A 26164-nucleotide genomic window follows, 5' to 3' on the forward strand; every position below is an offset into this window, starting at 1 on the left:
GCATGCCCGCGAAGAAGCAAACTCGATATCAAGCCAGCTTGCAGCGATCGAAGAACCGTTCCCGCCCCAGAATCATCAGCGCCGCACGCTTGTGCGGGAAGTCGAATTCCTTGTCGCAATGGAAGCACTGGTCGTGCATGTAGCCGATCATCTTGCCGTTGTCGGCACGTGGCTCAGCCACCACCCGCTGGGTACGCGGGTCATCCAGAAACAGGTAGTGCACCAGCGCCGATAGCCAGCTGGCCACCTTGGGCGGCCCGCGATGGTTCTCCTCCCCTACCAGCATGTGGATGCCGCGGTCGTAGTCATCGGCCGCGTAGAACGCCGCAATGCGATCTTCCTTCGCCCAGTACGCCTCGAAGTAGGCAAACGGCTCATCATCAAAGCAGCCGATCAGTGTCAGGGTATGCGGGTCGGCCTCCAGCTTGCCCAGGTACTCGCGGTGCTGCGCCAGCGTGCCGCCCTCCTGCCAGAACGCATCCACCCGCGGGTTGTTCTGCCAGCGGTTGAAACGCTCCAGGTCGTGCTCGATCTCCAGCGTGCGCAGCGACACCCAGCTACCCAGGCGCGCATCGAAGCGCCGGTACACCTCACCGCGGGGCTTGGGCGCGCGGCGCGGGTGACGCTTGCCGTTGCTGATTTGCATCTGCTGCGGGTACACCGAGGCCAGCGCATCACCCAGCCATGGCTGTGGCAGTTGCCAGAACAGCGCCCGCTCGCACAGGTACTGGCCAGCTTGCTCAGCCACCAGCAGCAAGCCACTGGCCAGTGCCTGGGGCTGTACCTCGGGCAAGTGCCAGACCAGGCGCTGGCAGCCCGTATCGCGGGACAGCAGCCAGTAGCAGGCAGCCCACAAGGCTTGATAGGGGCGCTCATCGCAGGCGCGCTCGAGGTGGACGTGCAAGGTAGCGCCCGCCTCCAGGCGCACCTGGATCAGTGGGCGGCCTTCGAGGGTGAGGCTTAGCCAGCTGTCACCCTCCTCGGCACTGAGGCTGCGCCAGCGTGGCGGTGACTGGGGCTGCGAAGCGGCATCAAACGGCATGGGCTGGACTCACGAAAATGAAGAAAAGGCTCACTGTTGAGAACGTTGCCGCAGTGCGTGAATTTAGTCCTGGGGGACCGAGACGGTAATTCGGTAGGGCTCGAAGATCCGTGCCAGTTCACCGCTGTCACGCAGGTCACGCAGCAGGCCGGCAAATGACTGCTCGCCGATAGGGGCACCCGGGCGCAGCAAGGCGTAGTGGTGATAGACCTGGTCGATGCGCTGCGAAGGCACCAGCTGCGCCCTGCTGGCCGGGTTGCGCGCCAGGAAATCACTGAGGTAGGAGCGCGTGACCAGGGCGATATCGGCGCGGCCGGCCTGCACCATCAGCAGGTTGCTGTCGTGGGAGTAGGTCAGGGTCGCGTTGTAGGCTTCGCGCAGGTAGTCGGGGTCGGAGTTGAAGCGGGCGAACGCGTAGTGGTAGCCGTTGAACAATGCCAGGCGTTTGTCACTCAGGTCGTCGAAGTAATGCGGGTCGCTGCCATTGGCCTGGCGGGCAACGAACACTTCGGCATCCTCCAGGCCCATGTCGACGGTCTGGTGGGCAATCTGCTCCCAGCCCCATTGTGGGTTCTCGAAAATCGCCATGTCGGTGCGGCCTTGCTGGAAGTCACCAAAACGCCGCTGGATGGAAGTGGGCACCAGGACGAAGTGATAACCCTGCTGCAAGCGGTTGAGCGCGTCGACCAGTTGCGGCAACAGGCCGGTGTCGGCCCCCTGTTCAGGGCGCACCGTGTAGGGCGGGAAATGCGCCGCGCCAATCTTCACCTCGACGGCGTCGGCAGCCCATGCCGGCACCGCCAGCCAATACACGGCCAGCAACATCAGGGTGGACAAGGCCTTGGGGCCGGGTGCTGGAGTCAAGACGGACGCTCATCACGGTTCATGCCTGGGTCCGCTTAAGCTAGGCGTTTTCCGGAAGCGGCACAACTGCTGGTGCGCGCTCTTTGTGACAAAGCAGGCGGCAATATGCCAGGGGGTGCCGTATGCGCGGAGTTTGGCTACGCTCTAGCAGGATCTGCAAGGGAGCCTGGTATGGGCCATTGGTTGGTGATCGACCTGGAAGCCACCACCGACGAGGGTGGGTGGCCGGTAACAGAAATGGAAGTCATTGAAATCGGCGCCAGCCTGGTTACCCGCGAAGGCCGCGAGGTCGACCACTTTCAGTGTTTCGTGCGGCCACGGCGGCGGCCACAGCTGACCCCTTTTTGCCGCGAACTGACGCACATAAGCCAGGCCGATGTGGACAGCGCTGCGCCGTTTCGCGATGTGTGGGCAAGCTTCGAGCGCTGGCTCGGGCCCCACCGTGAGCAGCTTCAGGCCTGGGTCAGCTGGGGCGACTACGACCGCCAGCAACTGCACCAGGAATGGCAGCTTCACGGGCTCGACAGCCTGCTACGGACCTTGCCGCACATCAACCTCAAGCAACGCTTTGCCAAGGCCCGCCACCTGCAGCGCCCCACAGGCCTGAACGGTGCACTGCACCTGGCCGGCATGCACTTTTGCGGGCAGCAGCACCGGGCCCTTGAAGATGCGCGCAACACGGCGCGGCTTTTACCGTTGACCCTACCCGCCAGCAGCCCCTGAAAGCAGATGACGAGGCCTGTGGGCTTGGGCATACTGGCCAGCCCTTTTTCATCCCCCTTTTCAGGAGTCGCCCATGTTCCAGGTCAACGAGTACTTCAACGGCACCGTCAAGTCGATCGCATTCGCGGGCGAAGAAGGCCCGGCTACTGTCGGCGTCATGGCCCCGGGCGAATACGAGTTCGGCACTGCCAAGCGCGAGATCATGCACGTGGTATCGGGCGCGCTGACCGTGAAGCTGCCAGGCAGCGACAACTGGGAAACCTTCAATGCGGGCGACAAGTTCAATGTTGCCGCCAACAGCAAGTTCCAGCTGCAGGTGAAGGTGGATACCGCTTACCTGTGCGAGTACCGCGACTAAGCATCAGCCTGTGCCGGCCTCTTCGCGGGCATGCCCGCTCCCACAGGGTTCTGCGCCGATCTTTGAAAGGATGCGGCCCTTGTGGGAGCGGGCAAGCCCGCGAAGAATCCAGCACTAATCCTTCAGGAAATCAGCAACGCGTTCCGCCGCCGACTGCATATGCTGCTCATGGCTGAACCCCGAGGCCTTCAACGGCTTCAGGTCATGGTCCCCCGCCACTAGCCAGCTCACTTCGATTGCCGGCGACAACGCATACCCCGCCACCGCCTCGCGGTTACCCAGCGCATCCCGTTCGCCCTGCACGATCAATGTCGGGGTTTTCAGCCCGGCCAGGTGCTCCACACGTGGCTTCTCGGGTTTACCCACCGCATAGAACGGATAGCCCAGGCACACCAGCGCATCCGCGTCCAGTTCGTCGGCCAACAGGCTCGCCATGCGCCCGCCCATGGACTTGCCACCCACGGCCAGCTTGCCCGCGACCAAAGGTCGCACCTGCCGGTACACCTCGCGCCAGCATTCCAGCAGCACTTTCTGCGGGTTCGGCGGCCGTTTGCCGCCGGTAACCCTGCGCTCGGCCATGTACGGGAACTCGAAGCGCACTACCGCCACCCCAAGCGCCGCAAGCCTTTGCGCCATTTCGTCCATGAACCCGCTGTCCATCGGCGCACCTGCGCCGTGGGCCAGGATCAGGCAGCCCTTGTAGCCGTCCTTGCCCTGCGCTTGTGGTGGATCGCAGCGCAAGCCTGGGACATTTCCGACCTTCGCCCATTGATCCCCGTCAATACCGGCACTTTGCCCATTAATCATGCTTGCCTCGCTGTAAAGCCTGCCAAATAACCGTGGATGGGAACCCATACATGAACACAACCAGCAGTACCGCCTATAACTACAAGGTGGTCCGCCAATTCGCCATCATGACGGTGGTGTGGGGAATCGTCGGGATGGGGCTCGGCGTCTTCATCGCCGCCCAGCTCGCCTGGCCTTCCCTCAACTTCGACCTCCCCTGGACCAGCTTTGGCCGCCTGCGCCCCCTGCATACCAATGCGGTGATCTTCGCTTTCGGCGGCTGCGCGCTGTTCGCCACCTCCTATTATTCGGTGCAACGCACCTGCCAGACCACCCTGTTTGCACCGCGCCTGGCCGCGTTCACCTTCTGGGGCTGGCAACTGGTGATCCTGCTGGCGGCCATCAGCCTGCCACTGGGCTACACCAGCTCCAAGGAATACGCCGAACTGGAATGGCCGATCGATATCCTGATCACCATCGTCTGGGTGGGCTACGCCATCGTGTTCTTCGGCACGCTGATGAAGCGCAACACCAAGCACATCTACGTGGGTAACTGGTTCTTCGGTGCCTTCATCCTCACCGTGGCGCTGCTGCATATCGTCAACAACCTGGAACTGCCGGTCAGCCTGACCAAGTCGTACTCGGTGTACGCTGGCGCCACCGATGCCATGGTGCAGTGGTGGTACGGCCACAACGCAGTAGGCTTCTTCCTGACTGCGGGCTTCCTGGGGATGATGTACTACTACGTGCCCAAGCAGGCCGAACGCCCGGTGTATTCCTATCGCCTGTCGATCGTGCACTTCTGGGCGCTGATCACCCTGTACATCTGGGCCGGCCCGCACCACCTGCACTACACCGCCCTGCCCGACTGGGCGCAGTCGCTGGGCATGGTGATGTCGCTGATCCTGCTGGCACCGAGCTGGGGCGGCATGATCAACGGCATGATGACCCTGTCGGGCGCCTGGCACAAATTGCGCAGCGACCCGATCCTGCGCTTCCTGGTGGTATCGCTGGCGTTCTACGGCATGTCCACCTTCGAAGGGCCGATGATGGCCATCAAGACGGTCAACGCCCTGTCCCACTACACCGACTGGACCATCGGCCACGTGCATGCCGGCGCCCTCGGCTGGGTGGCAATGATCTCGATCGGTGCGCTGTACCACACCATCCCGAAAGTGTTCGGCAAGGAACGCATGTACAGCCTTGGCCTGATCAACGCGCACTTCTGGCTGGCCACCATCGGCACCGTGCTTTACATCGCCTCGATGTGGGTCAACGGCATCGCCCAGGGCCTGATGTGGCGCGCAGTCAACAGCGACGGCACGCTCACCTATTCGTTCGTGGAAACCCTGGTGGCCAGCCACCCAGGCTTTGTCGTGCGCTTCGTCGGCGGCGCGATCTTCCTCAGCGGCATGTTCCTGATGGCCTGGAACACCTGGCGCACCGTGCGTTCGCCAGCGCTTGACGTCGCCCCTGCGAACGCCCAGTTGGCTTGAGGAGAAACGCCTGATGAAACATGAAGTCATCGAGAAAAACGTCGGCCTGATGGCCCTGCTGATGGTGTTCGCCGTCAGTATCGGCGGCCTGACCCAGATCGTCCCGCTGTTCTTCCAGGACGTCACCAACAAGCCGGTGGAAGGCATGAAACCCTACACCGCGCTGCAACTGGAAGGCCGCGATATCTACATCCGCGAAGGTTGCGTGGGCTGCCACTCGCAGATGATCCGCCCGTTCCGCGCCGAAACCGAGCGCTACGGCCACTACTCGGTGGCCGGCGAGAGCGTGTGGGACCACCCGTTCCTGTGGGGCTCCAAGCGCACCGGGCCGGACCTGGCCCGTGTTGGCGGCCGTTACTCGGACGACTGGCACCGCGCGCACCTGTACAACCCGCGCAACGTGGTGCCGGAGTCGAAGATGCCGTCGTACCCGTGGCTGGTCGCCCAGCAGGTCGACAACAGCCACACCGACGTCAAGATGCGCACCTTGCGCACCCTGGGCGTGCCGTATTCCGACGACGACATTGCCGGCGCCCGCGACGCGGTCAAGGGCAAGACCGAGATGGATGCACTGGTCGCCTACCTGCAGGTGCTCGGCACCGCGATCAAGAACAAGAGGTGAGTGCGATGGAAATGGACATCGGCATGATCCGCGGCCTGGGCACCCTGGTGGTAATGATCGCCTTTATCGGCCTCTCCCTGTGGGTATTCAACCGCCGCCGCGACCGTGATTTCGCCGAAGCGCGCCTGCTGCCCTTCGTCGACGACCACCTGCCCACTAGCGGGCAGGAACCTGCTGCCACGACTGCTGCAAGGAGTAACGGGCAATGACCACCTTCTGGAGTACGTACATCAGCGTACTGACCATCGGTAGCCTGATCGGCCTGACCTGGCTGCTGCTCGCCACCCGCAAGGGCGAGAGCAAGAACACCACCGACCAGACCATGGGCCACAGCTTCGACGGCATCGAGGAGTACGACAACCCGCTGCCCAAGTGGTGGTTCTGGCTGTTCGTCGGCACCTTGGTGTTCTCGGTCGGCTACCTCATCCTCTACCCGGGCCTGGGCAACTGGAAAGGCATCCTGCCGGGCTATGAAAATGGCTGGACCGGCGTCAACGAATGGCAAAAGGAAATGGACAAGGCTGACGCCAGGTTCGGCCCGATCTTCGCCAAATACGCCGCCATGCCCGTAGAAGAAGTGGCCAAGGACCCGCAGGCGCTGAAAATGGGCGGCCGCCTGTTTGCCTCCAACTGCTCGGTGTGCCACGGCTCGGACGCCAAGGGTGCCTTCGGCTTCCCCAACCTCACCGACAAGGATTGGCGCTGGGGCGGCGAAGCAGAAACCATCAAGGCTTCGATCATGAATGGCCGTCATGGCGTGATGCCAGCGTGGGCCGAGGTGATCGGTGATCAGGGCGTGGCCGATGTGGCCGCATTCGTGCTGACCAACCTTGACGGCCGCAGCCTGCCTGAAGGGAACAAGGCCGACGTGGTCAAGGGCAAGGAGATCTTCGCTGCCAACTGCGTGGCTTGCCACGGGCCTGAAGGCAAGGGTACCCCTGCCATGGGCGCACCCGACCTGACCCACCCGCAGGCGTTCATCTACGGATCGAGCTTTGCCCAGCTGCAGCAGACCATTCGTTATGGTCGCCAAGGGCAGATGCCGGCGCAGGCCGATATCCAGGGCAACGACAAGGTGCACCTGCTGGCGGCTTATGTGTATAGCCTGTCGCAAGATAGCGCTGCTGAAACGGTGACTGCCCAGTGAGTTCGCCGGGAGAAATTCGGCGTATGTGAGATCGAGCGCCGCCCGCGCGGCGCATCGCGACGCAAGGCCGCTCCCACATTTGGTTCGGGCCAGTCCCTCCTGTGCCAGGGGCGCGCGACCGCCTTGTTTGTACGACGCGATATCGAGTCATGCGCCAAGGCGTTCGCGCGCAAACGCCACAGGAATAATTGGCCTGAAACAAATGTGGGAGCGGCCTTGCGTCGCGCGGGCGGCGCTCGATATCCGCCCCACCATAACCATCAAACCTTACACCCCCGCCCCACCATAACCATCAAACCTTACACCCCCGCCCCACCATCCCCCTCAAACCATACCCCCCATCGCCGCCCCGCCCCCTCCCTTGCACCCCCTCCGAACACAACTAAGCTTGTTGCCTCAGTGGACTTCGCTCCGAAAGGACTGAAGCAGACGCGGCGCATAGCCTGTCGCCGCCCCAAAAAAAGCTTGACCGATCGATCAGAAAAAGGTGAAAAACGGTACACATTACAAATATTTATTTGTGTACAATCGTCCAGACCCGATCACTGCGGGACATCAGTGAACGGGCCCGGACACGGGTCGGCGTACCAAAGTTGCGTTGCAGTAGCCTTGCTGGTTATCAATACTGGCGCCGATTTTTCGACCAACAAGAACATTAAAACCGTGGAACCTTAGAATGAGCACAGCAATCAGTCCGACTGCTTATAACTATAAGGTCGTCCGCCAGTTCGCCATCATGACGGTGGTCTGGGGGATCCTTGGCATGGGCCTCGGCGTCTTCATCGCCTCGCAGCTGGTATGGCCGCAACTGAACCTGGACCTGCCCTGGACCAGCTTCGGCCGCCTGCGCCCGCTGCACACCAACCTGGTGATCTTCGCCTTCGGGGGCTGTGCGCTGTTCGGCACCAGCTACTACGTGGTGCAGCGCACCTGCCAGACCCGGCTGATCTCCGACAGCATGGCCGCCTTCACCTTCTGGGGTTGGCAGGCGGTGATCCTCGGCGCGCTGATCACCCTGCCGATGGGCTACACCACCACCAAGGAATACGCCGAGCTCGAATGGCCGCTGGCGATCCTGCTGGCCATCGTGTGGGTCACCTACGGGCTGGTGTTCTTCGGCACCATCGTCAAGCGCAAGACCAAGCACATCTATGTCGGCAACTGGTTCTACGGGGCCTTCATCGTGGTCACCGCGATGCTGCACATCGTCAACCACATCTCGCTGCCGGTCAGCCTGTTCAAGTCGTACTCGGCCTACGCCGGTGCCACCGACGCGATGATCCAGTGGTGGTACGGCCACAACGCCGTGGGCTTCTTCCTCACCACCGGCTTCTTGGGGATGATGTACTACTTCGTGCCCAAGCAGGCCGAGCGGCCGATCTACTCGTATCGCCTGTCCATCGTGCACTTCTGGGCGCTGATCACCCTGTACATCTGGGCAGGCCCGCACCACCTGCACTACACCGCACTGCCCGACTGGGCGCAGTCGCTGGGCATGGTGATGTCGATCATCCTGCTGGCACCCAGCTGGGGCGGCATGATCAACGGCATGATGACCCTGTCCGGTGCCTGGCACAAACTGCGCACCGACCCGATCCTGCGCTTTTTGGTCGTTTCGCTGGCGTTCTACGGCATGTCCACCTTCGAAGGCCCGATGATGGCCATCAAGACCGTGAACTCCCTGTCGCACTACACCGACTGGACCATCGGCCACGTACACGCCGGCGCGCTCGGCTGGGTGGCAATGATCTCGATCGGCGCCGTGTACCACATGATCCCGAAACTCTACGGCCGCGAGCAGATGCACAGCATCGGCCTGATCAACGCGCACTTCTGGCTGGCCACCATCGGCACCGTGCTGTACATCGCCTCGATGTGGGTCAACGGCATTACCCAAGGCCTGATGTGGCGCGCCATCAACGATGACGGCACCCTCACCTACTCCTTCGTCGAAGCCCTGCAGGCCAGCCACCCTGGCTATATCGTCCGCGCCCTGGGCGGTGCGTTCTTCGCCAGCGGCATGCTGCTGATGGCCTACAACGTGTTCCGTACCGTACGTGCCGCCAACCCGGCACAGGCTGAGGAAGCCGCCAAGATCGTCGTTGTGGGAGCGCACTGATGAAGCATGAAGCCGTCGAGAAGAACATAGGCCTGCTGGCCTTCTTCATGGTCATCGCCGTCAGCGTCGGTGGCCTGACCCAGATCGTCCCGCTGTTTTTCCAGGACGTCACCAACAAGCCGGTCGAAGGCATGAAGCCGCGCACCGCGTTGGAGGTGGAAGGCCGTGATATCTACATCCGCGAGGGCTGCGTAGGCTGCCATTCGCAGATGATCCGCCCGTTCCGCGCCGAAACCGAGCGCTACGGCCACTACTCGGTGGCCGGTGAGAGCGTGTGGGACCACCCGTTCCTGTGGGGCTCCAAGCGTACCGGGCCGGACCTGGCCCGCGTTGGCGGCCGCTACTCCGATGACTGGCACCGTGCGCACTTGTACAACCCGCGCAACGTGGTGCCGGAATCGAAGATGCCGTCCTACCCGTGGCTGGTCGAGAACAAGCTCGATGGCAAGGACACCGCGAAGAAGCTGGAGGTGCTGCGCACACTCGGTACCCCGTACACCGATGCCGACATTGCCGGCGCGCGTGACGCGGTCAAGGGCAAGACCGAAATGGACGCCATCGTCGCGTACCTGCAGGGTCTTGGCACCATCATCAAGAGCAAACGGTGACGCTGATGGATATCGGGATGATTCGCGGCCTGGGCACCGTCGTGGTGATGGTGGCCTTCGTGGGCCTGGCGCTGTGGGTGTTCAACCCACGGCGTAAAAAGGACTTCGACGAAGCGACCCAACTGCCCTTCGCGGATGACCCCGAGGCCACCCGGCACGTCGAGCAAGCAAAAGCTTCTGGGAGCAAAAAACAATGACAACCTTCTGGAGTCTGTACGTTACCGTCCTGACCCTGGGCACCATCTTCTCGTTGACCTGGCTGCTGCTGTCGACCCGCAAGGGCCAGCGTGAAGAGGTCACCGACGAAACCGTCGGGCATGCCTTCGATGGCATCGAGGAATACGACAACCCGCTGCCAAAATGGTGGTTCTGGCTGTTCGTCGGCACCATCATCTTCGCCCTCGGCTACCTGGTGCTGTACCCGGGCCTAGGCAACTGGAAAGGCATCCTGCCGGGCTACTCGTACCTGGATAACGACAAGCAGACCGAGTTTTCCAACGGCCAGCCAGGCTGGACCGGCGTGCACGAGTGGGAAAAGGAAATGGCCAAGGCCGACGCCCGCTTCGGGCCGATCTTCGCCAAGTTCGCCGCCATGCCCATCGAAGAGGTGGCCAAGGACCCGCAGGCACTGAAAATGGGCGCGCGGCTGTTCGCTTCCAACTGCTCGGTATGCCACGGTTCCGACGCCAAGGGCGCCTTCGGCTTCCCCAACCTGACCGACAACGACTGGCGCTGGGGCGGCGAGCCGGAAACCATCAAGACCACCATCATGGGCGGCCGCCACGGCGTAATGCCGGCCTGGGCCGAAGTGATCGGTGATCAGGGCGTGGCCGACGTAGCTGCATTCGTGGTCAGCAAGCTCGATGGCCGCACCCTGCCTGAGGGCGCGAAGGCCGACGCCGAGAACGGCCAGAAGATCTTCGCCGCCAACTGCGTGGCCTGCCACGGGCCAGAAGGCAAAGGTACCCCAGCCATGGGTGCACCGAACCTGACCCACCCACAGGCGTTCATCTACGGTTCGAGCTTTGCCCAGCTGCAGCAGACCATTCGCTATGGTCGCCAAGGCCAGATGCCCGCCCAGGAACAGTTGCAGGGTAATGACAAAGTGCACCTGCTGGCGGCTTATGTTTACAGCCTGTCGCAACGGGACCAGGCGCAGGCCAAGGCCGAGTAAGCAGGCCTGGCCTCTTCGCGGGCTTGCCCGCTCCCCCAGTTGCTCACCATCTTGAGGTCGGTGCAGCTCATGTGGGAGCGGGCAAGCCCGCGAGAGGCCGCTACAGTCAGTGCATTTCTGGCAGGCTGATGACCTGGATCAATTGACACCCGCCATAACACGATTCATACCACGAACCCAACGCGACTAAAGGTCGCAGTGCGGCCCCATACTGCCATCAGCGGCGTATCATGGACCGCAGAGCGCTAGCAGATTGCGCGAGACTGCGGCCGGCACGCACTGGCCGCGGCGTTTCTCCACTGCCGTGGGACTTGATGATGAGCAAGCAAATTCCGGTACATGATGTGACCCCGCCTGCCAGCAAAGGGAAGGATTCCGTCGACCTCTACGCCTCCCGGGAAAAAATCTACACCCGCGCCTTCACCGGCCTGTTCCGTCGCCTGCGCATGGTCGGCGGTGCGGTGCTGTTTTTGCTGTACTTCGGCACCGTGTGGCTGAACTGGGGCGGCCACCAGGCCGTATGGTGGAACCTGCCCGAGCGCAAGTTCTACATCTTCGGCGCCACCATCTGGCCGCAGGACTTCATCCTGCTGTCGGGCATCCTGATCGTTGCCGCCTTCGGCCTGTTCTTCGTCACCGTGTACGCAGGCCGCGTATGGTGCGGCTACACCTGCCCGCAAAGCGTGTGGACGTGGATTTTCATGTGGTGCGAAAAGGTCACGGAAGGCGACCGCAACCAGCGCATGAAGCTCGACAAAGCCCCCATGAGCAGCAACAAGTTCCTGCGCAAGTTTGCCAAGCACAGCCTGTGGCTGCTGATCGGCTTTGTCACCGGCATGACCTTTGTCGGCTATTTCTCGCCCATCCGCGAGCTGGTCATCGAATTCTTCACCGGTCAGGCCGATGGCTGGGCGTACTTCTGGGTCGGCTTCTTCACCCTCGCCACCTACGGCAACGCCGGCTGGCTGCGCGAGCAGGTGTGCGTGTACATGTGCCCCTATGCACGCTTCCAGAGCGTGATGTTCGACAAGGACACGCTGATCGTGTCCTACGACCCGCGTCGTGGCGAAACCCGCGGGCCACGTAAAAAAGACACCGACTACAAGGCCCAAGGCCTGGGCGACTGCATCGACTGCACAATGTGCGTTCAAGTCTGCCCCACCGGCATCGACATCCGTGACGGCCTGCAGATCGAGTGCATCGGTTGCGCCGCTTGCATCGATGCCTGCGACAGCATCATGGACAAGATGAACTACCCCAAGGGGCTGATCAGCTACACCACCGAACACAACCTGTCCGGGCAAAAAACCCACATGCTGCGCCCACGCCTGATCGGCTATGCCGCAGTGCTGCTGGTGATGATCATTGGCCTTGCGACTGCCTTCGCCACCCGCTCGCTGGTTGGCTTCGACGTCAGCAAGGACCGCGTGCTGTACCGCGAGAACGCCCAGGGCCGGATCGAAAACGTGTACAGCCTGAAAGTGATGAACAAGGACCAGCGCGACCACGTCTACGTACTGGACGCTGCCGGCCTGCCGGACCTCAAGCTTGAAGGCCAGCGCGAGATCCGCGTGGCTGCCGGTGATATCGTCAGCCTGCCGGTGCAGCTGTCGGTCGCGCCCGAGAAACTGCCATCTACCACCAACGAAATCACCTTCACCCTCAAGAGCGCCGACGACAGCGACGCCCAGGTTGAAGCCAAGAGCCGCTTCATCGGCCCACAGATCCGCTGAGAGAGATAACGCACAATGCCTGCCGCTACCGCCGCCAGCCCTTGGTACAAGCACCTCTGGCCCTGGATCATCATCGGCATCCTCACCACCTCGGTGTGCCTGAGCCTGACCATGGTCAGCATTGCCGTGCGCAACCCGGACAACCTGGTGAACGACAACTACTACGAGGCCGGCAAAGGCATCAACCGTTCGCTGGACCGCGAACTGCTGGCGCAGCAACTGAGCCTGAAGGCCACCGTGCACCTGGACGAGTTGACCGGCGAAGTGGACCTGCGCCTGACCGGCAACAGTGGCCCGCAAAACCTGGAGCTGAACCTGATTTCGCCCACCCAGCCGGAGAAGGACCGCAAGGTACTGCTCACCAGGGTCGACGCGGGGCGCTATGTGGGGCAGCTGGAGGACAAGGTCGACGGGCGCCGCTTTGTCGAGCTGCTGGGCAGTGAAGGTGGCCAGGTGTGGCGCTTGTTCGAAGAGGAAAAAGTGGAGCATGGTGTGACCTTGCAGCTGGGTGACGAAGCCCTGCAAGGTGCCGAGCACCAGCAGTAGCAACATCGCAAATCCCTGTGGGAGCGGGCATGCCCGCGAATGCGGTAGCTCAGCCAAAGGTGTTTCAGGCCTGACGCTTTCGCGGGCACGCCCGCTCCCACAGGGTTTCATATCTGCCTGAGCAGTCGTGCTTACCTTATGACCCAGCCCACCCCCTGCTACCACTGCGCCCTGCCCGTCCCCGCCGGCAGCCGCTTTACCGCCGTGGTCCTCGGCGAGCCCCGGCAGTTCTGCTGCCCCGGCTGCCAGGCGGTGGCCGAGTCGATCGTCGCCGGTGGCCTGGAGCACTACTACCAGCACCGCAGTGACAACAGCGCCAACCCCGAGGCCCTGCCCAGGCAGTTGCAAGACGAACTGGCCCTGTACGACCGCAGCGACGTGCAGCAAACCTTCGTCCGCCACCAGGGCGAGCTGGCCGAAACTACCCTGCTGGTCGAAGGCATCAGCTGCGCCGCCTGCGGCTGGCTGATCGAGAAGCACCTGCGCAACCTGCCCGGCGTCGCCGAGGCGCGCCTTAACCTGTCCAACCACCGCCTGCTGCTGAGCTGGGACGACAAGCAACTGCCGCTGTCACACCTGCTCGCCGAGTTGCGCCAGATCGGTTACGCCGCCCACCCCTACCAGCCCGACAAGGCCGCCGAGCAACTGGCCCAAGAGAACCGTAGCGCTTTGCGCCGCCTGGGCGTGGCCGGGCTGCTGTGGTTCCAGGCGATGATGGCGACCATGGCCACCTGGCCGGAATTCAACATCGACCTGTCACCCGAACTGCACACCATCCTGCGCTGGGTGGCCCTGTTCCTGACCATCCCCATCGTCTTCTACAGCTGCGCGCCGTTCTTCAAAGGCGCAGCACGCGACCTGCGCACACGCCACCTGACCATGGACGTTTCGGTGTCGCTGGCCATCGCCCTGGCTTTCGGCGCCGGCATCTGGACCGCGATCACCGGCAGCGGTGAGCTGTATTTCGACACCGTGGGCATGTTCGCCCTGTTCCTGCTCACCGGCCGCTACCTGGAGCGCCGTGCCCGCGAACGCACGGCTGCGGCCACCGCGCAGCTGGTCAACCTGCTGCCGGCCTCGTGCCTGCGCCTGGACGCCCTCGGCCGCAGCGAGCGCATTCTGCTCAGCGAGCTGCACTGCGGTGACACGGTGCAGGTGCTGCCCGGCGCGGTTATCCCCGCCGACGGGCGCATCGTCGAAGGCCGCTCCAGCATCGACGAGTCGCTGCTGACCGGCGAATACCTGCCGCAACCGCGCCGCGTGGGCGAGCGCGTCACCGGCGGTACGCTGAATGTCGAAAGCACCCTGAACGTGGAAGTCGAAGCCCTCGGCCACGATTCGCGGCTCTCGGCCATCGTCCGCCTGCTGGAACGCGCCCAAACCGAAAAACCGCGCCTGGCCGAAATCGCCGACCGGGCCTCGCAGTGGTTTCTGCTGTTCTCGCTGGTGGCTGCCGTGGCCATCGGCCTGTGGTGGTGGTACCTGGACCCTGCACGGGCGTTCTGGATCGTGCTGGCCATGCTGGTAGCCACCTGCCCCTGCGCGCTGTCCCTGGCCACGCCTACGGCACTCACTGCCGCCACCGGCACCCTGCACAAGCTGGGCCTGCTGATAACCCGTGGCCATGTCCTCGAAGGCCTTAACCAGATCGACACGGTAATCTTCGACAAAACCGGCACACTGACCGAAGGCCGCCTGACTTTGCGCAGCATCCGCCCGCTCGGCAGCGTACCCGCTGACCGCTGCCTGGCTCTGGCCGCCGCCCTGGAAAACCGCTCCGAACACCCCATCGCCCGCGCATTCGGCCGTAACGCGATACCCGCCGACGATGTACAGACCGTGCCAGGCCTGGGCCTGGAAGGACTGGTCGACGGCCAACGCCTGCGTATCGGCCAGGCCACCTTCGTCTGCGCCCTGAGCGGTGCGGAAATCCCCGGCGTGCCGGAGCCCCGCGGCCAGTGGCTGCTACTGGGTGACCGCCAGGGGCCGCTGGGCTGGTTTGGCCTGGACGACAGCCTGCGCGAGGACGCCCCGGCCCTGCTCGCCGCCTGCAAGGCGCGAGGCTGGCGCACGCTGCTGCTGTCGGGCGACAGTTCGCCGATGGTCGCCGAAGTGGCCGCGCAACTGGGCATCGACCAGGCCATTGGTGGCCTGCGCCCGGACGACAAGCTGGACCGGCTGAAGGCGCTGCAGGCGGCCGGGCGCAAGGTGCTGATGCTCGGCGACGGGGTCAACGACGTGCCAGTGCTGGCCGCCGCCGACATCAGCATCGCCATGGGCAGCGCCACCGACCTTGCCAAGACCAGCGCCGACGCCGTGCTGCTGTCCAACCGCTTGCAAGCCCTGGTGCAGGCCTTCGACCTGGCCCGCCGCACCCGCCGCAACATCCTCGAGAACCTGCTGTGGGCCACCCTGTATAATGGCCTGATGTTGCCGTTTGCCGCGCTCGGCTGGATCACCCCGGTGTGGGCCGCCATCGGCATGTCGGTCAGCTCGCTGATCGTGGTGCTCAATGCCCTGCGCCTGACCCGCATGCCGCTGGTATCGGGCTTGCCGAAAACCGAAGCACCCTTGCCCGGGAGGAAGTCGCCATGCCCGCCCTCTATGTCATGATCCCCGCAGCCCTGCTGCTGGTCGGCGTGGCCGTGTACATCTTCTTCTGGGCGGTGGACAGCGGCCAGTACGACGACCTCGAAGGCCCGGCCCACAGCATTCTGTTCGACGACCAGGACCCGCGCCACCAGGCTGCGGTGAAGCCTGACGACACCCCGGCCGACGCCGACAAGGAACCACCACCCCGTGCCTGACCTGCTTCCCCTGCTTGGCTCGGCACTGGTCCTTGGCCTGCTTGGCGGCGGCCACTGCCTGGGCATGTGCGGGGGCCTGATGGGCGCGCTGACCCTGGCCATCCCGCCAGAGCAGCGCGGCCGGCGCTTGCGCCTGCTGCTGGCGTACAACCTTGGGCGCATTCTCAGTTATGCCAGCGCCGGCCTGTTGCTGGGCCTGGCCGGCTGGGCCGTGGCCAGCAGCCCGGCAGCATTGGCGCTGCGGGTGGTGGCTGCACTGCTGTTGATCGCCATGGGGCTGTACCTGGCCGGCTGGTGGAGCGGCCTGACCCGTATCGAAGCCTTGGGGCGCGGGCTGTGGCGGCATATTCAGCCGCTGGCGTCGCGCTTGCTGCCGGTGTCCAGCCTGCCCCGGGCATTGCTGCTGGGCGCCCTGTGGGGCTGGCTGCCCTGCGGGTTGGTGTACAGCACCCTGCTTTGGGCAGCCAGCCAAGGCAACGCCGGGTACAGCGCGGCGTTGATGCTCGCGTTCGGGCTTGGAACCTGGCCGGTATTGCTGGCCACCGGGCTGGCGGCCGAACGGGTAAACACCCTGTTGCGGCGACGGAGTGTGCGGGTGGCGGGCGGTGTGCTGGTGATGCTATTCGGTATCTGGACCATGCCGGGCCCACACCAGCACTGGTTGATGGGGCATTGACGGGGGCCGTTCTGCGGCCCCAATGCCCTTGATGCAAATCAACACCCATCCCTACAGACAGCCATAGACTCCGGAACACTGCTGCTCTTTCCGGGGACCGCCCTCATGCTCGACGACCTTCGTTGGGATACCGACCTGATCCGCCGCTACGATCTGGCCGGGCCACGCTACACCTCCTACCCGACCGCCGTGCAACTGCACAGCGAGGTGGGCTCGTTCGACCTGCTCCACGCCCTGCGCGAGAGCCGTCGTGCCGTGCGCCCGCTGTCGTTGTACGTGCACGTGCCGTTTTGCGCCAACATCTGCTACTACTGCGCCTGCAACAAGGTCATCACCAAGGACCGTGCCCGCGCCGCGCCGTACCTGCAGCGCCTGGAGCAGGAAATCCAGCTGATCGCCTGCCACCTGGGGCCCAAGCAACGGGTTGAACAACTGCATTTCGGCGGCGGCACGCCGACCTTCCTCAGCCATGTGGAACTGCGCCAGCTGATGGCCACCCTGCGCCAGCATTTCCACCTGCTGGACGATGACTCCGGCGACTACGGCATCGAGATCGACCCCCGCGAGGCTGACTGGTCCACCATGGGCCTGCTCCGTGAGCTGGGTTTCAACCGCGTCAGCCTGGGCGTGCAGGACCTCGACCCGGCCGTGCAGCGTGCGGTCAACCGCCTGCAGAGCCTGGAACAGACCCGCACACTGATCGAAGCTGCGCGCACCCTGCAGTTCCGCTCGGTCAACCTGGACCTGATCTACGGCCTGCCCAAGCAAACCCCGGAAGGCTTTGCGCGCACCGTCGAAGAAGTGATCCGCCTGCAGCCCGACCGCCTGTCGGTGTTCAACTACGCCCACCTGCCCGAGCGCTTCATGCCCCAGCGGCGCATCGACAACAACGACCTGCCCAGCCCGGCCGCCAAGCTGGAGATGCTGCACGCTACCATCGACCAGTTGACCGCCGCCGGCTACCGCTACATCGGCATGGACCACTTCGCCCTGCCCGACGACGAACTGGCCGTCGCCCAGGAAGAAGGCACCCTGCAGCGTAACTTCCAGGGCTACACCACGCACGGGCACTGCGACCTGATTGGCCTTGGGGTGTCGGCCATCAGCCAGATCGGTGACCTGTACTGCCAGAACAGCAGCGACCTCAATACCTACCAGGAAAGCCTGTCCAACGCCCAGCTGGCCACCCAACGCGGCCTGCTGTGCAACCACGACGACCGCCTACGGCGGGCGGTGATCCAGCAGCTGATCTGCCACTTCGAGCTGGACTTCGAACCGATCGAGCAGGCCTTCACCATCGATTTTCGCGGTTACTTCAACGACCTCTGGCCAGAGCTGCTGACCTTGCAGCGCGACGGCCTGATCAGCCTGGATGCCAAGGGCATCCGCATCCTGCCGGCCGGCCGCCTGCTGGCGCGCTCGGTATGCATGGTGTTCGACGCCTACCTGGCGATGCACAACCGCCAGCGCTTCTCGCGGGTTATCTGAAAACCGAGTCGTTCAACCGCATGGACAAGCTTCCTTGCCAGGCACAATATGGGCACACAAGGACTCCCGGCAGGACGTCTGCCGGGGTTTCGCCAGGGCGCACCATCAACGCGCATGCTGGCCTACACCCTGTGTCGTGGGTTACCCTTACGACTTATGTGTGCTTTCCCACAAGGATCGATTCAAATGTCCGAGCCAGTCAAACTGCGCCCACACAACCAGGCCCATTGCAAGGATTGCAGCCTGGCCCCCCTGTGCCTGCCTCTTTCGCTGAACCTGGAAGACATGGATGCACTGGATGAAATCGTCAAGCGTGGCCGGCCGCTGAAGAAAGGCGAGTTCCTGTTCCGCCAAGGTGACAATTTCGGCTCGGTCTACGCCGTACGTTCCGGTGCCCTGAAAACCTTCAGCCTCAGCGACAGCGGCGAAGAGCAGATCACCGGCTTCCACCTGCCCAGCGAGCTGGTCGGCCTGTCGGGCATGGACACTGAAGCTTACCCGGTGTCGGCCCAGGCCCAGGAAACCACGTCGGTGTGCGAAATCCCCTTCGAGCGGCTTGACGAGCTGTCGGTACAACTGCCGCAGCTACGTCGCCAGCTGATGCGGGTGATGAGCCGGGAAATCCGCGACGACCAGCAAATGATGCTGCTGCTGTCGAAGAAGACTGCCGACGAGCGCATTGCCACCTTCCTGGTCAACCTGTCGGCGCGCTTCCGCGCCCGCGGCTATTCGGCCAACCAGTTCCGCCTGAGCATGTCGCGCAACGAAATCGGCAACTACCTGGGCCTGGCAGTGGAAACCGTGTCGCGGGTGTTCACCCGCTTCCAGCAGAACGGCCTGCTGCGCGCCGAAGGCAAGGAAGTGCACATCCTTGACCCGATCCAGCTGTGCGCGCTGGCCGGTGGCGCAATCGAAGCCTGAGGCCTGCGTTTAGCGGGTATACTTGGGCATTCGTTTTCCCAGGATACCCGCACCAATGCACAGCGACGCCTTCGACCTCAAAGCCCTGATCCGCCCGGTAGTGGACTTCCCCAAACCGGGCGTGATCTTCCGCGACATCACCCCGCTGTTCCAATCGCCGCGCGGGCTGCGCTATGTGGCCGACCAGTTCATCGAGCGCTACGTCGAAGCTGAGTTCAGCCACATTGGTGCCATGGACGCGCGGGGCTTTTTGATTGGCTCGATCATCGCCCACCAGCTGAACAAGCCGCTGATCCTGTTCCGCAAGCAGGGCAAGCTGCCGGCTGACGTGCTGAGCGAGGGTTACCAGACCGAATACGGCGAAGCCTTCCTGGAAGTGCATGCCGACAGCCTGTGCGAAGGCGATTCGGTGCTGATCTTCGATGACCTGATTGCTACGGGCGGTACGCTGCTGGCGGCGGCCAACCTGGTGCGCCGCACCGGGGCGCAGGTGTTCGAAGCGGCAGCGATCATTGATCTGCCGGAGCTGGACGGGTCGCGCCGGCTACAGGCCGCGGGCGTGCCAACCTTCTGCCTGACCGAGTTTACCCTCAGCGAATACTGAGTTGGCTTTTGGGGCTGCTTTGCAGCCCATCGCGGCACAAGGCCGCTCCTACAGGGACCGCGTTTCCTTCAGGCCTGCGCGCACTTGTGGGAGCGGCCTTGTGTCGCGAAAGGGCTGCGCAGCAGCCCCCTCAATACCAAGTCAGAGCGAAATTGGCCGGCGCCCTGCAAAGGCATGGGCCAAGGTCCCGCCATCCACCATCTCCAGCTCGCCGCCCAGCGGCACGCCATGGGCAATCCGCGACGCCATCAACCCCTTCTCGCTGAGCAACTGCGCGATGTAATGCGCCGTCGCCTCCCCTTCCACCGTCGGGTTGGTCGCCAGGATCACTTCGGTAAAGGTGCCCTGCTCCTCGATGCGCGCCATCAGCTGTGGAATGCCAATGGCCTCCGGCCCCAGGCCGTCCAGCGGCGACAGGTGCCCCTTGAGCACAAAGTAGCGGCCACGGTAGCCCGTCTGCTCCACCGCATACACATCGGTCGGCCCCTCGACCACGCACAGCTGGGTATCGTCACGGCGCGTGTCGGCGCATTGCGGGCACAGCTCTTGCTCGGTCAGGGTGCGGCACTGCCGGCAATGACCCACCCCTTCCATGGCCTGGGTTAGGGCCTGGGCCAGGCGCAGGCCGCCGCTGCGGTCACGCTCGAGCAGTTGCAAGGCCATGCGCTGGGCGGTTTTCTGGCCGACACCTGGCAGGATGCGCAGGCCGTCGATCAGTTGGCGGATGAGGGGGCTGAAGCTCATGGGGATGGCCTGACAAATCAATAAGAGGCGGTTTATACCCAGCGTGGGCAGTGACGTCAAATCACGTCATGCCAAGTCTACGCGGCCTGCAGTTATGTGAGAGCAACTGCCTTGCGCAAAACTGGAAAGCTCCCACAGTTATCGTGCAAACTTTCAAAGTTTGAGCAAAACCGTTGCTCCCACATGAAAGCAGACCGCGCCTGGGTTGAAATCTGGGCAAAAAAAACCGCCGCTGATATCAGCGGCGGTTTCCGGTATCGCAATGCCCTTAGAACGGCATCTTGAAGCCCGGTGGCAGTTGCATGCCGGCGGTCATGCCGCCCATCTTGTCCTGGCTGCTCTGCTCGATCTTGCGCACGGCATCGTTCAGCGCGGCGGCAATCAGGTCTTCAAGCACTTCCTTGTCGTCCTCGTCGGTCGACATCAGGCTTTGGTCGATGCTGACGCGCTTGACGTCGTGACGACCGGTCATCACCACGCTCACCAGGCCGCCACCAGACTGGCCGGTGACTTCGGCGTTGGCCAGCTCTTCCTGCATTTTCTGCATTTTTTCCTGCATCTGCTGGGCCTGCTTCATCAGGCCGGCCATGCCACCTTTCATCATGGGGTATACCTCGATTGGGTCATGTGATGCGGCCTGGCGCAGGGCCAGCCGCATGGTTATCCGTTACTGGCCCTGTTTGGCCAGGGCCTCTACAGGCTCAATAGTATCCTGCCGCACCTTGGCACCGAACAACTTGATCATCTGCTGGATCAACGGATCCTGCTCGATCGAGGTTACGGCGTCCTGCTGGCGCTCTGCGCGCTTGCGCGACGCCGCCTGGGCCGGGGTTTCCTGTTCGGGCAGGATCAGCTCGATCCGCAGGTTCAGCGTGCGCCCCAGGTGCTGGTTGAGCGCTTCGTTCAGGCGCCGCTGTTGGGTCGTGTTGAACAGCGCGCCCTGGCCAGGGTCCAGGTGCAGCAGCCAATCGTCGCCATCGGCGGCAATCAGCGTACAGTTTGCCGCGATGTTGCCTGTCATCCCGGACACAGGCAACTGTGGGAATAATTCCAGCCATTGCAGGGCCAGCCCGGTGGCCGGCTTGGCTGCCGGCAGCGGTTCGGCCGCAGGCTTGGACACGTCCTCCTGAACATGTTCGGCCAACTCGTCCAGGTAGCTGAAACCGACCGGGTCGCTTTCACCACCGTAATAGTCTTCGTCCAGCGGCGGCTCATCGTCGCGATCCATGCCTACGGCTGCGTAGGCGGAGGGGTCGAAAGGCGGCTCGTCGTGGGTCGCGGTGGCCTGTGGTGCCGGCGCAGGGGCTACAGGCTCGGGCGCAGGTGCGGGTGTAGGCACAGGTTCAGCGGCTACCGGCGATGGTGCAGCTGCCGGCTCTTCCCACGGCAGGTCGACGACCTCCGCAACTGGCTCGGGTACGGAAATGGCCTCGATCTCGGCCTGCAGCTCAACGTCTGGCTCGGCCTCCGGCTCATGGTCGGCTGTCGCAGGTGCAGGCACTTCCAGCTGTGGGGCGGCCGCTACAAGCTCTGCCGGTACGGCCGCGACAGACGATGAGGGCTCGGCCGACGCCGAGGCTGCCACCGGCGCTGCAGGATCAGCTGTGGCTAGGCTGATCCCCACTGGCTTTAGCACCGGTTTCGGCGCATCGTCGGTATCGGCCGGGCGGAACGCCAGCATGCGCAGCAGGACCATCTCGAAGCCACCACGCGGGTCTGGCGCCAACGGCAGGTCTCGGCGACCGATCAGGCCCATCTGGTAATAGAACTGCACGTCTTCGGCCGGCAAGGCCGAAGCCAGCGCCAGCACCCGCTCACGGTCGCCCTGGCCGTTGTCCACCGCTTCAGGCAGCGCCTGGGCAATGGCCACACGGTGCAGCACGTTAAGCATTTCGGCCAGCACCCCAGCCCAGTCCGGGCCCTGTTCGGCCAGGTTGCGCACGGCCTCCAGCAAAGCCCGGGCATCGCCTTCGAGCAACGCCTGCAACACGCCATAGACCTGGCCATGATCAAGGCTACCAAGCATGGCCCGCACATCCGCGGACAGCACCTTGCCTTCGCCAAAGGCGATGGCCTGGTCGGTAAGGCTCATGGCGTCACGCATCGAGCCATCGGCCGCACGGCCCAGCAGCCACAGGGCATCCGGCTCGAACGGCACGTTTTCGGCAGCCAGTACGTGGCTGAGGTGTTCAACCACCCGCTCCGGGCTCATGTTCTTCAGCGAGAACTGCAGACAGCGCGACAGGATGGTGGCCGGCAGCTTCTGCGGGTCGGTGGTGGCGAGGATGAACTTGACGTAGGGCGGCGGCTCTTCCAGCGTCTTGAGCAAGGCGTTGAACGAGTGGGTCGAGAGCATGTGCACTTCGTCGATCAGGTAGACCTTGAAGCGCCCACGGCTCGGGGCGTACTGCACGTTGTCCAGCAGTTCGCGGGTGTCCTCGACCTTGGTGCGGCTGGCGGCGTCGATCTCGATCAGGTCGACGAAGCGGCCTTCGTCGATTTCACGGCACACCGAACAGGTGCCGCACGGCGTGGAGGTGATGCCGGTCTCACAGTTCAGGCACTTGGCGATAATACGGGCGATGGTCGTCTTGCCCACGCCCCGGGTACCGGTGAACAGGTAAGCATGGTGCAGGCGCTGATTGTCCAAGGCATTGATCAAGGCCTTCAGCACATGGGCCTGGCCGACCATTTCGCGGAACGAGCGCGGACGCCATTTACGTGCAAGAACCTGATAACTCATCGAAAAACCATCGTAGCCTGATAGAGCGGAAGATCGCTAATGCTAGCGGAGCGGGGGCAAAATTGCACCCTGCGCGCGTCGTCTACGCTTTGAGACAGGCGCGTTGTTCAGGGAGGATACGCCTTTGCCAATTCTGCTGGCGCTTCTGATGCTCTGGTCCGCTTACAGCCTGGCGGAACAGCCGGTGCTGCGTTTCTCGGTGGCAGAGAGCTGGAGCATGCCACTGGTGCGCCTCGAAGGCGACCAGCCAGTGGAGGGATTGCTTTACGACCTGACACAGGCCGTTGCCAAGGAGGTGGGCGCTCGTCCCAAGTATCACGTCATGGCCCGCCTGCGCCTGGAGGAGGCCATGAGCAGTGGCGACATCGATGTGCGTTGCTACGTCAGCACCCGATGGCTCAATGACCGCCCGGGGGATTTTGTATGGAGTATCCCGCTGATTCACCAGCGCGACGTGCTGGTTGGCCGCGTCAGCGACAGCACCCCGATGCCGCCAGAGCAGCTGTCACCCCAGGCTATCGGCACAGTGCTGGGCTACACCTATTCAACCCTGCAACCGCTGCTGGACAAGGGCCAGCTGCACCGTGAGGACAGCCGCAGCCAGTTGCTGGTGCTGCAAAAGCTGCAGGCCGGGCGGTATCGGCATGCGGTGAGCAACCAGCTGTCTTTGCAGTGGTTCAACCAAGGCTTGCCAGCCGAGCAGCAATTGCAGGCGCTGGCGGTGCTGGAAGAACAGGATTTGGGGTGCATGGTGCGCAACGACCCGGCGATACCGACACAAGCGCTGTTGCGGGCGCTGGTACGAATGAAGCAGTCGGGGGAGATCGAGCGGATTGTGCAGCGGTATGGGGGAGCGGGCGACCCGGACAACATGTCTGTGGCCCGGCCCTGATCCGGCCCATCTGATGGAAGGCAAACCCTCGCGAAGCTTGCGCGCCCTCCTGTGGGAGCGGGTTCACCCGCGAACACCGGCAAAGCCGGTGCCATCCGCGGGGTGGAAGACCAGGGGTATGGCAAACCCGGCAGGTTAGAAGGCCTCCCACGCACAACCGTCATATCGACAGCCACCAAACCACCCAGGCTTCCACACCCGATCGCTGAACTGACAGCGACCGCGAATGCCTGGTGGGCGAGGTTGACCGGGACAATCAGACGGGAGTCGACGGAGATCGTAGGATAATTCGCTATACCTACCTGACGTGTAGGAGCTTTCTTCGATTGATATCAGATCCGTCTAAAATTACTCCGACGTGACGTGCCTGACGAACTTGATCGCAATTGGCCTACAACACTCACTGGAAGACGGCGGTTTCGCGGCCGAACCAAACCACACACAATCAAGCCCGCCCCTGGCACCTTCGCCGCAACAGAATAGACAGCCCGATGCATCAGGATGATCGTGAACATCTCGAACTTGAGAAGTTACAAAATGAAGGCCGCAAGTTAAGGGCCGAGGCACAGAAATTTGTAGCAGAAGCGCGTAAGCTCCGGCAGGAGGCGTTCTGGTACCCAATCGCAACGGGTTCAGCAGTTGTTACAACCATAGTTGGCGTAATGGCAGTGGCCAGCAAGCTCTGAGCTTCGATTAATCCAGCCACAAGGAGTAACAAATGCACCGCGCCGCCCAGGATCACACCAGAACAGCACTGAATGAAGCAGAAGCGTTCGCCGAAGAAATGCGCAACCTTCGAGCGTCTTCGCCATGGACGGGCGTGCTCCTTTTTTACATCGGCGCAATCTCTACAGGGCTACTGCTGTTAGCAGGCATGCTGATTATGCGCTCGCTCTGACCCAACTCCCTGCCGTCACACTAAAGCAAGTAAACCCGCACTCAAGAACAACCCCACACCAAACACAAAATGCGTGGCCAGGCTCTTCAGGCAGTTACGCGCAGGTGTCGGCGTTCTGGACGCAAAGAACCCCGCCCCCATCGCCGGCTGCATGAAGCACAGCGGTGCCACGACTGTACCCACACCCACAGCTACTGCAGGCAAAAGAGTAGGTGACCGCAACCAGCTCTCCCCTGCGATCACAACCAGCAGCAACGCGAAAAGCACGCCAGTGGCGTAATGAATCACCCATCCCCACGCCAACTCATTTCGCACCGGTTCCGCTTTGGCAATCGCTTGGTGCGGCACACGCCCGCCTAGCAAATGTCCTGCCCAACGCCCGACCATGGCAAAGTTCAGCGTTGCCACACCCAACCGCCTCAGCAGCAACCCCCACAGGTCCATCACCACAGTGGCACCGATGCCAATTGGCAATGCAGCTAGAAACATCGCAGTAAACGTCATTGAACAAGCCCTCGAAGGTTGACGGTCAATACCCATGCCGCGCAGCATAGAAGTTGAAGTCAACTTCAAGTCAAGGGCCGGAAATGGACATTGCCGACGTCGCCAAACGCACAGGCGTACCCGCATCGACACTGCGTTACTACGAGAAGAAAGGCTTGCTCAAGTCGCTGGCCGGGCGCGGCCAGCGGCGGCAGTTTGCGGCTGATGTGGCAGACCGGCTGGCACTGATCGCCTTGGGGCAGGCTGCGGGGTTTTCGCTGGATGAAGTGGGGGCGATGCTGGTGGACCTGCAGGTCGACCGGCAGATGCTGATCGCCAAGGCGGACGAACTGGATGCGCGAATCAGGCGGTTGCAAGCGATGAGCAAGGGATTGCGGCATGCGGCGCAGTGTCCTGAACAAGATCATCTGGCATGCCCGAAATTCCAGCGGCTGATGAAGCTGTCGGCGGCCGGAGCATTGGGCGAAAAGCAGGCAAGAACGATGGCGTTCGTTGCAGATTGAGGTTTTCCGACCCCAGAAATGGAGGCGGCCCCACCAGCCACACCCCGGCACTCGATGTTCCCGCTATGGCTGCTCCCTTCCGGGCCTGACCAGGTTAACGGGTAATCAATGCGGGGGGACCGATGGGGCCACCACTACATGCCTCGCTGAGCAGCGAGTGGCGCCA

The 26164-nt window shown here is 63.2% G+C and carries 29 protein-coding genes and 1 other RNA gene; 22 read left to right on the forward strand and 8 right to left on the reverse strand.

The features are described 5' to 3' along the window. Nucleotides 1-28: 28 nt before the first annotated feature. Both WF331_RS00155 and WF331_RS00160 read right to left on the reverse strand, forming a co-directional pair. Nucleotides 29-1042 (reverse strand): GNAT family N-acetyltransferase, encoded by a 1014-nt coding sequence (locus tag WF331_RS00155; protein WP_340622549.1) that lies wholly within the window; start codon nt 1040-1042, stop codon nt 29-31. Between the two features lie 63 nt (nt 1043-1105). Then, nucleotides 1106-1906 (reverse strand): substrate-binding periplasmic protein, encoded by an 801-nt coding sequence (locus WF331_RS00160; RefSeq protein WP_016498653.1) that lies wholly within the window; start codon nt 1904-1906, stop codon nt 1106-1108. Nucleotides 1907-2077: 171 nt separating this feature from the next. Between WF331_RS00160 and WF331_RS00165 the strand changes: the two genes are divergently transcribed. Both WF331_RS00165 and ppnP read left to right on the forward strand, forming a co-directional pair. Then, entirely contained in the window at nt 2078-2629 is a 552-nt protein-coding gene (locus WF331_RS00165; protein WP_016498652.1) for an exonuclease domain-containing protein, read from the forward strand. Nucleotides 2630-2702: 73 nt separating this feature from the next. Beyond that, nucleotides 2703-2987 carry a pyrimidine/purine nucleoside phosphorylase gene (gene ppnP, locus WF331_RS00170; RefSeq protein WP_016498651.1) on the forward strand — a complete coding sequence of 95 codons (285 nt, stop codon included), beginning with the start codon at nt 2703-2705 and terminating at the stop codon, nt 2985-2987. Nucleotides 2988-3101: 114 nt separating this feature from the next. Here ppnP and WF331_RS00175 read toward each other — a convergent pair whose 3' ends face one another. Further along, a complete protein-coding gene (locus WF331_RS00175; RefSeq protein WP_041167653.1) occupies nt 3102-3794 on the reverse strand; it encodes an alpha/beta family hydrolase in 693 nt (230 codons plus the stop codon). A 50-nt stretch (nt 3795-3844) separates the two neighbouring features. Here WF331_RS00175 and ccoN (WF331_RS00180) point away from each other — a divergent pair, with 50 nt between their 5' ends. From ccoN (WF331_RS00180) to WF331_RS00255, 16 genes are all read left to right on the forward strand, one after another. Continuing rightward, nucleotides 3845-5269, forward strand: a complete 1425-nt coding sequence (gene ccoN, locus WF331_RS00180) for a cytochrome-c oxidase, cbb3-type subunit I (RefSeq protein WP_016498649.1) — start codon at nt 3845-3847, stop codon at nt 5267-5269. 13 nt (nt 5270-5282) lie between these two features. Continuing rightward, nucleotides 5283-5891 carry a cytochrome-c oxidase, cbb3-type subunit II gene (ccoO, locus tag WF331_RS00185; RefSeq protein WP_016498648.1) on the forward strand — a complete coding sequence of 203 codons (609 nt, stop codon included), beginning with the start codon at nt 5283-5285 and terminating at the stop codon, nt 5889-5891. Nucleotides 5892-5896: 5 nt separating this feature from the next. Then, the gene (locus WF331_RS00190) at nt 5897-6100 is read left to right on the forward strand and encodes a cbb3-type cytochrome oxidase subunit 3 (RefSeq protein ID WP_016498647.1); all 204 of its coding nucleotides are present in this window, start codon (nt 5897-5899) and stop codon (nt 6098-6100) included. Continuing rightward, nucleotides 6097-7038, forward strand: a complete 942-nt coding sequence (gene ccoP, locus WF331_RS00195; protein WP_340622550.1) for a cytochrome-c oxidase, cbb3-type subunit III — start codon at nt 6097-6099, stop codon at nt 7036-7038. Before WF331_RS00190 ends, ccoP (WF331_RS00195) begins: the two co-directional genes overlap by 4 nt. 676 nt (nt 7039-7714) lie before the next feature. Next, on the forward strand, nt 7715-9157 hold the full coding sequence (gene ccoN, locus WF331_RS00200) for a cytochrome-c oxidase, cbb3-type subunit I (RefSeq protein ID WP_016498645.1): 1443 nt from the start codon (nt 7715-7717) through the stop codon (nt 9155-9157). After that, nucleotides 9157-9765, forward strand: coding sequence for a cytochrome-c oxidase, cbb3-type subunit II (gene ccoO, locus WF331_RS00205; protein ID WP_016488340.1), 609 nt, complete (start codon nt 9157-9159; stop codon nt 9763-9765). Before ccoN (WF331_RS00200) ends, ccoO (WF331_RS00205) begins: the two co-directional genes overlap by 1 nt. A 5-nt stretch (nt 9766-9770) precedes the next feature. Further along, nucleotides 9771-9962, forward strand: coding sequence for a CcoQ/FixQ family Cbb3-type cytochrome c oxidase assembly chaperone (locus WF331_RS00210; RefSeq protein ID WP_024718181.1), 192 nt, complete (start codon nt 9771-9773; stop codon nt 9960-9962). After that, nucleotides 9959-10939 (forward strand): cytochrome-c oxidase, cbb3-type subunit III, encoded by a 981-nt coding sequence (gene ccoP, locus WF331_RS00215; RefSeq protein WP_016498644.1) that lies wholly within the window; start codon nt 9959-9961, stop codon nt 10937-10939. The genes WF331_RS00210 and ccoP (WF331_RS00215) overlap by 4 nt, the downstream gene beginning before the upstream one ends. A gap of 317 nt (nt 10940-11256) precedes the next feature. Further along, entirely contained in the window at nt 11257-12672 is a 1416-nt protein-coding gene (gene ccoG / locus WF331_RS00220) for a cytochrome c oxidase accessory protein CcoG (protein ID WP_016498643.1), read from the forward strand. 15 nt (nt 12673-12687) lie between these two features. Further along, nucleotides 12688-13218, forward strand: a complete 531-nt coding sequence (locus tag WF331_RS00225) for a FixH family protein (protein ID WP_340622551.1) — start codon at nt 12688-12690, stop codon at nt 13216-13218. A gap of 138 nt (nt 13219-13356) precedes the next feature. Then, nucleotides 13357-15831, forward strand: a complete 2475-nt coding sequence (locus WF331_RS00230) for a heavy metal translocating P-type ATPase (RefSeq protein WP_340622552.1) — start codon at nt 13357-13359, stop codon at nt 15829-15831. Beyond that, nucleotides 15810-16025, forward strand: a complete 216-nt coding sequence (ccoS, locus tag WF331_RS00235) for a cbb3-type cytochrome oxidase assembly protein CcoS (protein ID WP_016498640.1) — start codon at nt 15810-15812, stop codon at nt 16023-16025. Before WF331_RS00230 ends, ccoS begins: the two co-directional genes overlap by 22 nt. Further along, nucleotides 16018-16701, forward strand: a complete 684-nt coding sequence (locus WF331_RS00240; RefSeq protein WP_284359553.1) for a sulfite exporter TauE/SafE family protein — start codon at nt 16018-16020, stop codon at nt 16699-16701. The genes ccoS and WF331_RS00240 overlap by 8 nt, the downstream gene beginning before the upstream one ends. A 105-nt stretch (nt 16702-16806) precedes the next feature. Further along, complete coding sequence (gene hemN, locus WF331_RS00245; RefSeq protein ID WP_016498638.1) at nt 16807-18189, forward strand: oxygen-independent coproporphyrinogen III oxidase; 1383 nt, start codon at nt 16807-16809, stop codon at nt 18187-18189. 186 nt (nt 18190-18375) lie between these two features. Beyond that, on the forward strand, nt 18376-19110 hold the full coding sequence (gene fnrA / locus WF331_RS00250) for a Crp/Fnr family transcriptional regulator FnrA (protein ID WP_012273416.1): 735 nt from the start codon (nt 18376-18378) through the stop codon (nt 19108-19110). Between the two features lie 55 nt (nt 19111-19165). Then, nucleotides 19166-19714: an adenine phosphoribosyltransferase gene (locus WF331_RS00255; protein WP_016498637.1), complete on the forward strand. Its 549-nt coding sequence runs from the start codon at nt 19166-19168 to the stop codon at nt 19712-19714. Between the two features lie 141 nt (nt 19715-19855). Here the strand turns inward: WF331_RS00255 and recR are convergent, their stop codons facing one another. The 3 genes from recR to dnaX form a co-directional block, all read right to left on the reverse strand. Then, complete coding sequence (gene recR / locus WF331_RS00260; RefSeq protein ID WP_016498636.1) at nt 19856-20458, reverse strand: recombination mediator RecR; 603 nt, start codon at nt 20456-20458, stop codon at nt 19856-19858. Nucleotides 20459-20726: 268 nt separating this feature from the next. Next, entirely contained in the window at nt 20727-21062 is a 336-nt protein-coding gene (locus tag WF331_RS00265) for a YbaB/EbfC family nucleoid-associated protein (protein WP_041167979.1), read from the reverse strand. A gap of 63 nt (nt 21063-21125) precedes the next feature. Then, on the reverse strand, nt 21126-23201 hold the full coding sequence (gene dnaX / locus WF331_RS00270; RefSeq protein ID WP_340622553.1) for a DNA polymerase III subunit gamma/tau: 2076 nt from the start codon (nt 23199-23201) through the stop codon (nt 21126-21128). Between the two features lie 148 nt (nt 23202-23349). Between dnaX and WF331_RS00275 the strand changes: the two genes are divergently transcribed. The 3 genes from WF331_RS00275 to WF331_RS00285 all read left to right on the forward strand — a co-directional run bounded on the left by WF331_RS00275 (nt 23350) and on the right by WF331_RS00285 (nt 24991). Next, complete coding sequence (locus WF331_RS00275; RefSeq protein ID WP_049274429.1) at nt 23350-24093, forward strand: substrate-binding periplasmic protein; 744 nt, start codon at nt 23350-23352, stop codon at nt 24091-24093. A gap of 491 nt (nt 24094-24584) precedes the next feature. Next, on the forward strand, nt 24585-24779 hold the full coding sequence (locus tag WF331_RS00280) for a hypothetical protein (RefSeq protein WP_041167652.1): 195 nt from the start codon (nt 24585-24587) through the stop codon (nt 24777-24779). Between the two features lie 32 nt (nt 24780-24811). Next, nucleotides 24812-24991 (forward strand): hypothetical protein, encoded by a 180-nt coding sequence (locus WF331_RS00285; protein WP_059395742.1) that lies wholly within the window; start codon nt 24812-24814, stop codon nt 24989-24991. Between the two features lie 15 nt (nt 24992-25006). Here the strand turns inward: WF331_RS00285 and WF331_RS00290 are convergent, their stop codons facing one another. After that, nucleotides 25007-25495, reverse strand: coding sequence for a DUF2938 domain-containing protein (locus WF331_RS00290; RefSeq protein ID WP_340622607.1), 489 nt, complete (start codon nt 25493-25495; stop codon nt 25007-25009). A gap of 83 nt (nt 25496-25578) precedes the next feature. Here WF331_RS00290 and WF331_RS00295 point away from each other — a divergent pair, with 83 nt between their 5' ends. Then, the gene (locus WF331_RS00295) at nt 25579-25998 is read left to right on the forward strand and encodes a helix-turn-helix domain-containing protein (RefSeq protein ID WP_340622554.1); all 420 of its coding nucleotides are present in this window, start codon (nt 25579-25581) and stop codon (nt 25996-25998) included. A gap of 28 nt (nt 25999-26026) precedes the next feature. Here the strand turns inward: WF331_RS00295 and ffs are convergent. After that, nucleotides 26027-26123, reverse strand: an RNA gene (ffs, locus tag WF331_RS00300) — signal recognition particle sRNA small type. Between the last annotated feature and the right edge of the window lie 41 nt (nt 26124-26164).

Origin of the sequence: Pseudomonas sp. YNh (genome assembly GCF_037993085.1) — a bacterium.
Lineage (GTDB): Bacteria > Pseudomonadota > Gammaproteobacteria > Pseudomonadales > Pseudomonadaceae > Aquipseudomonas > Aquipseudomonas putida.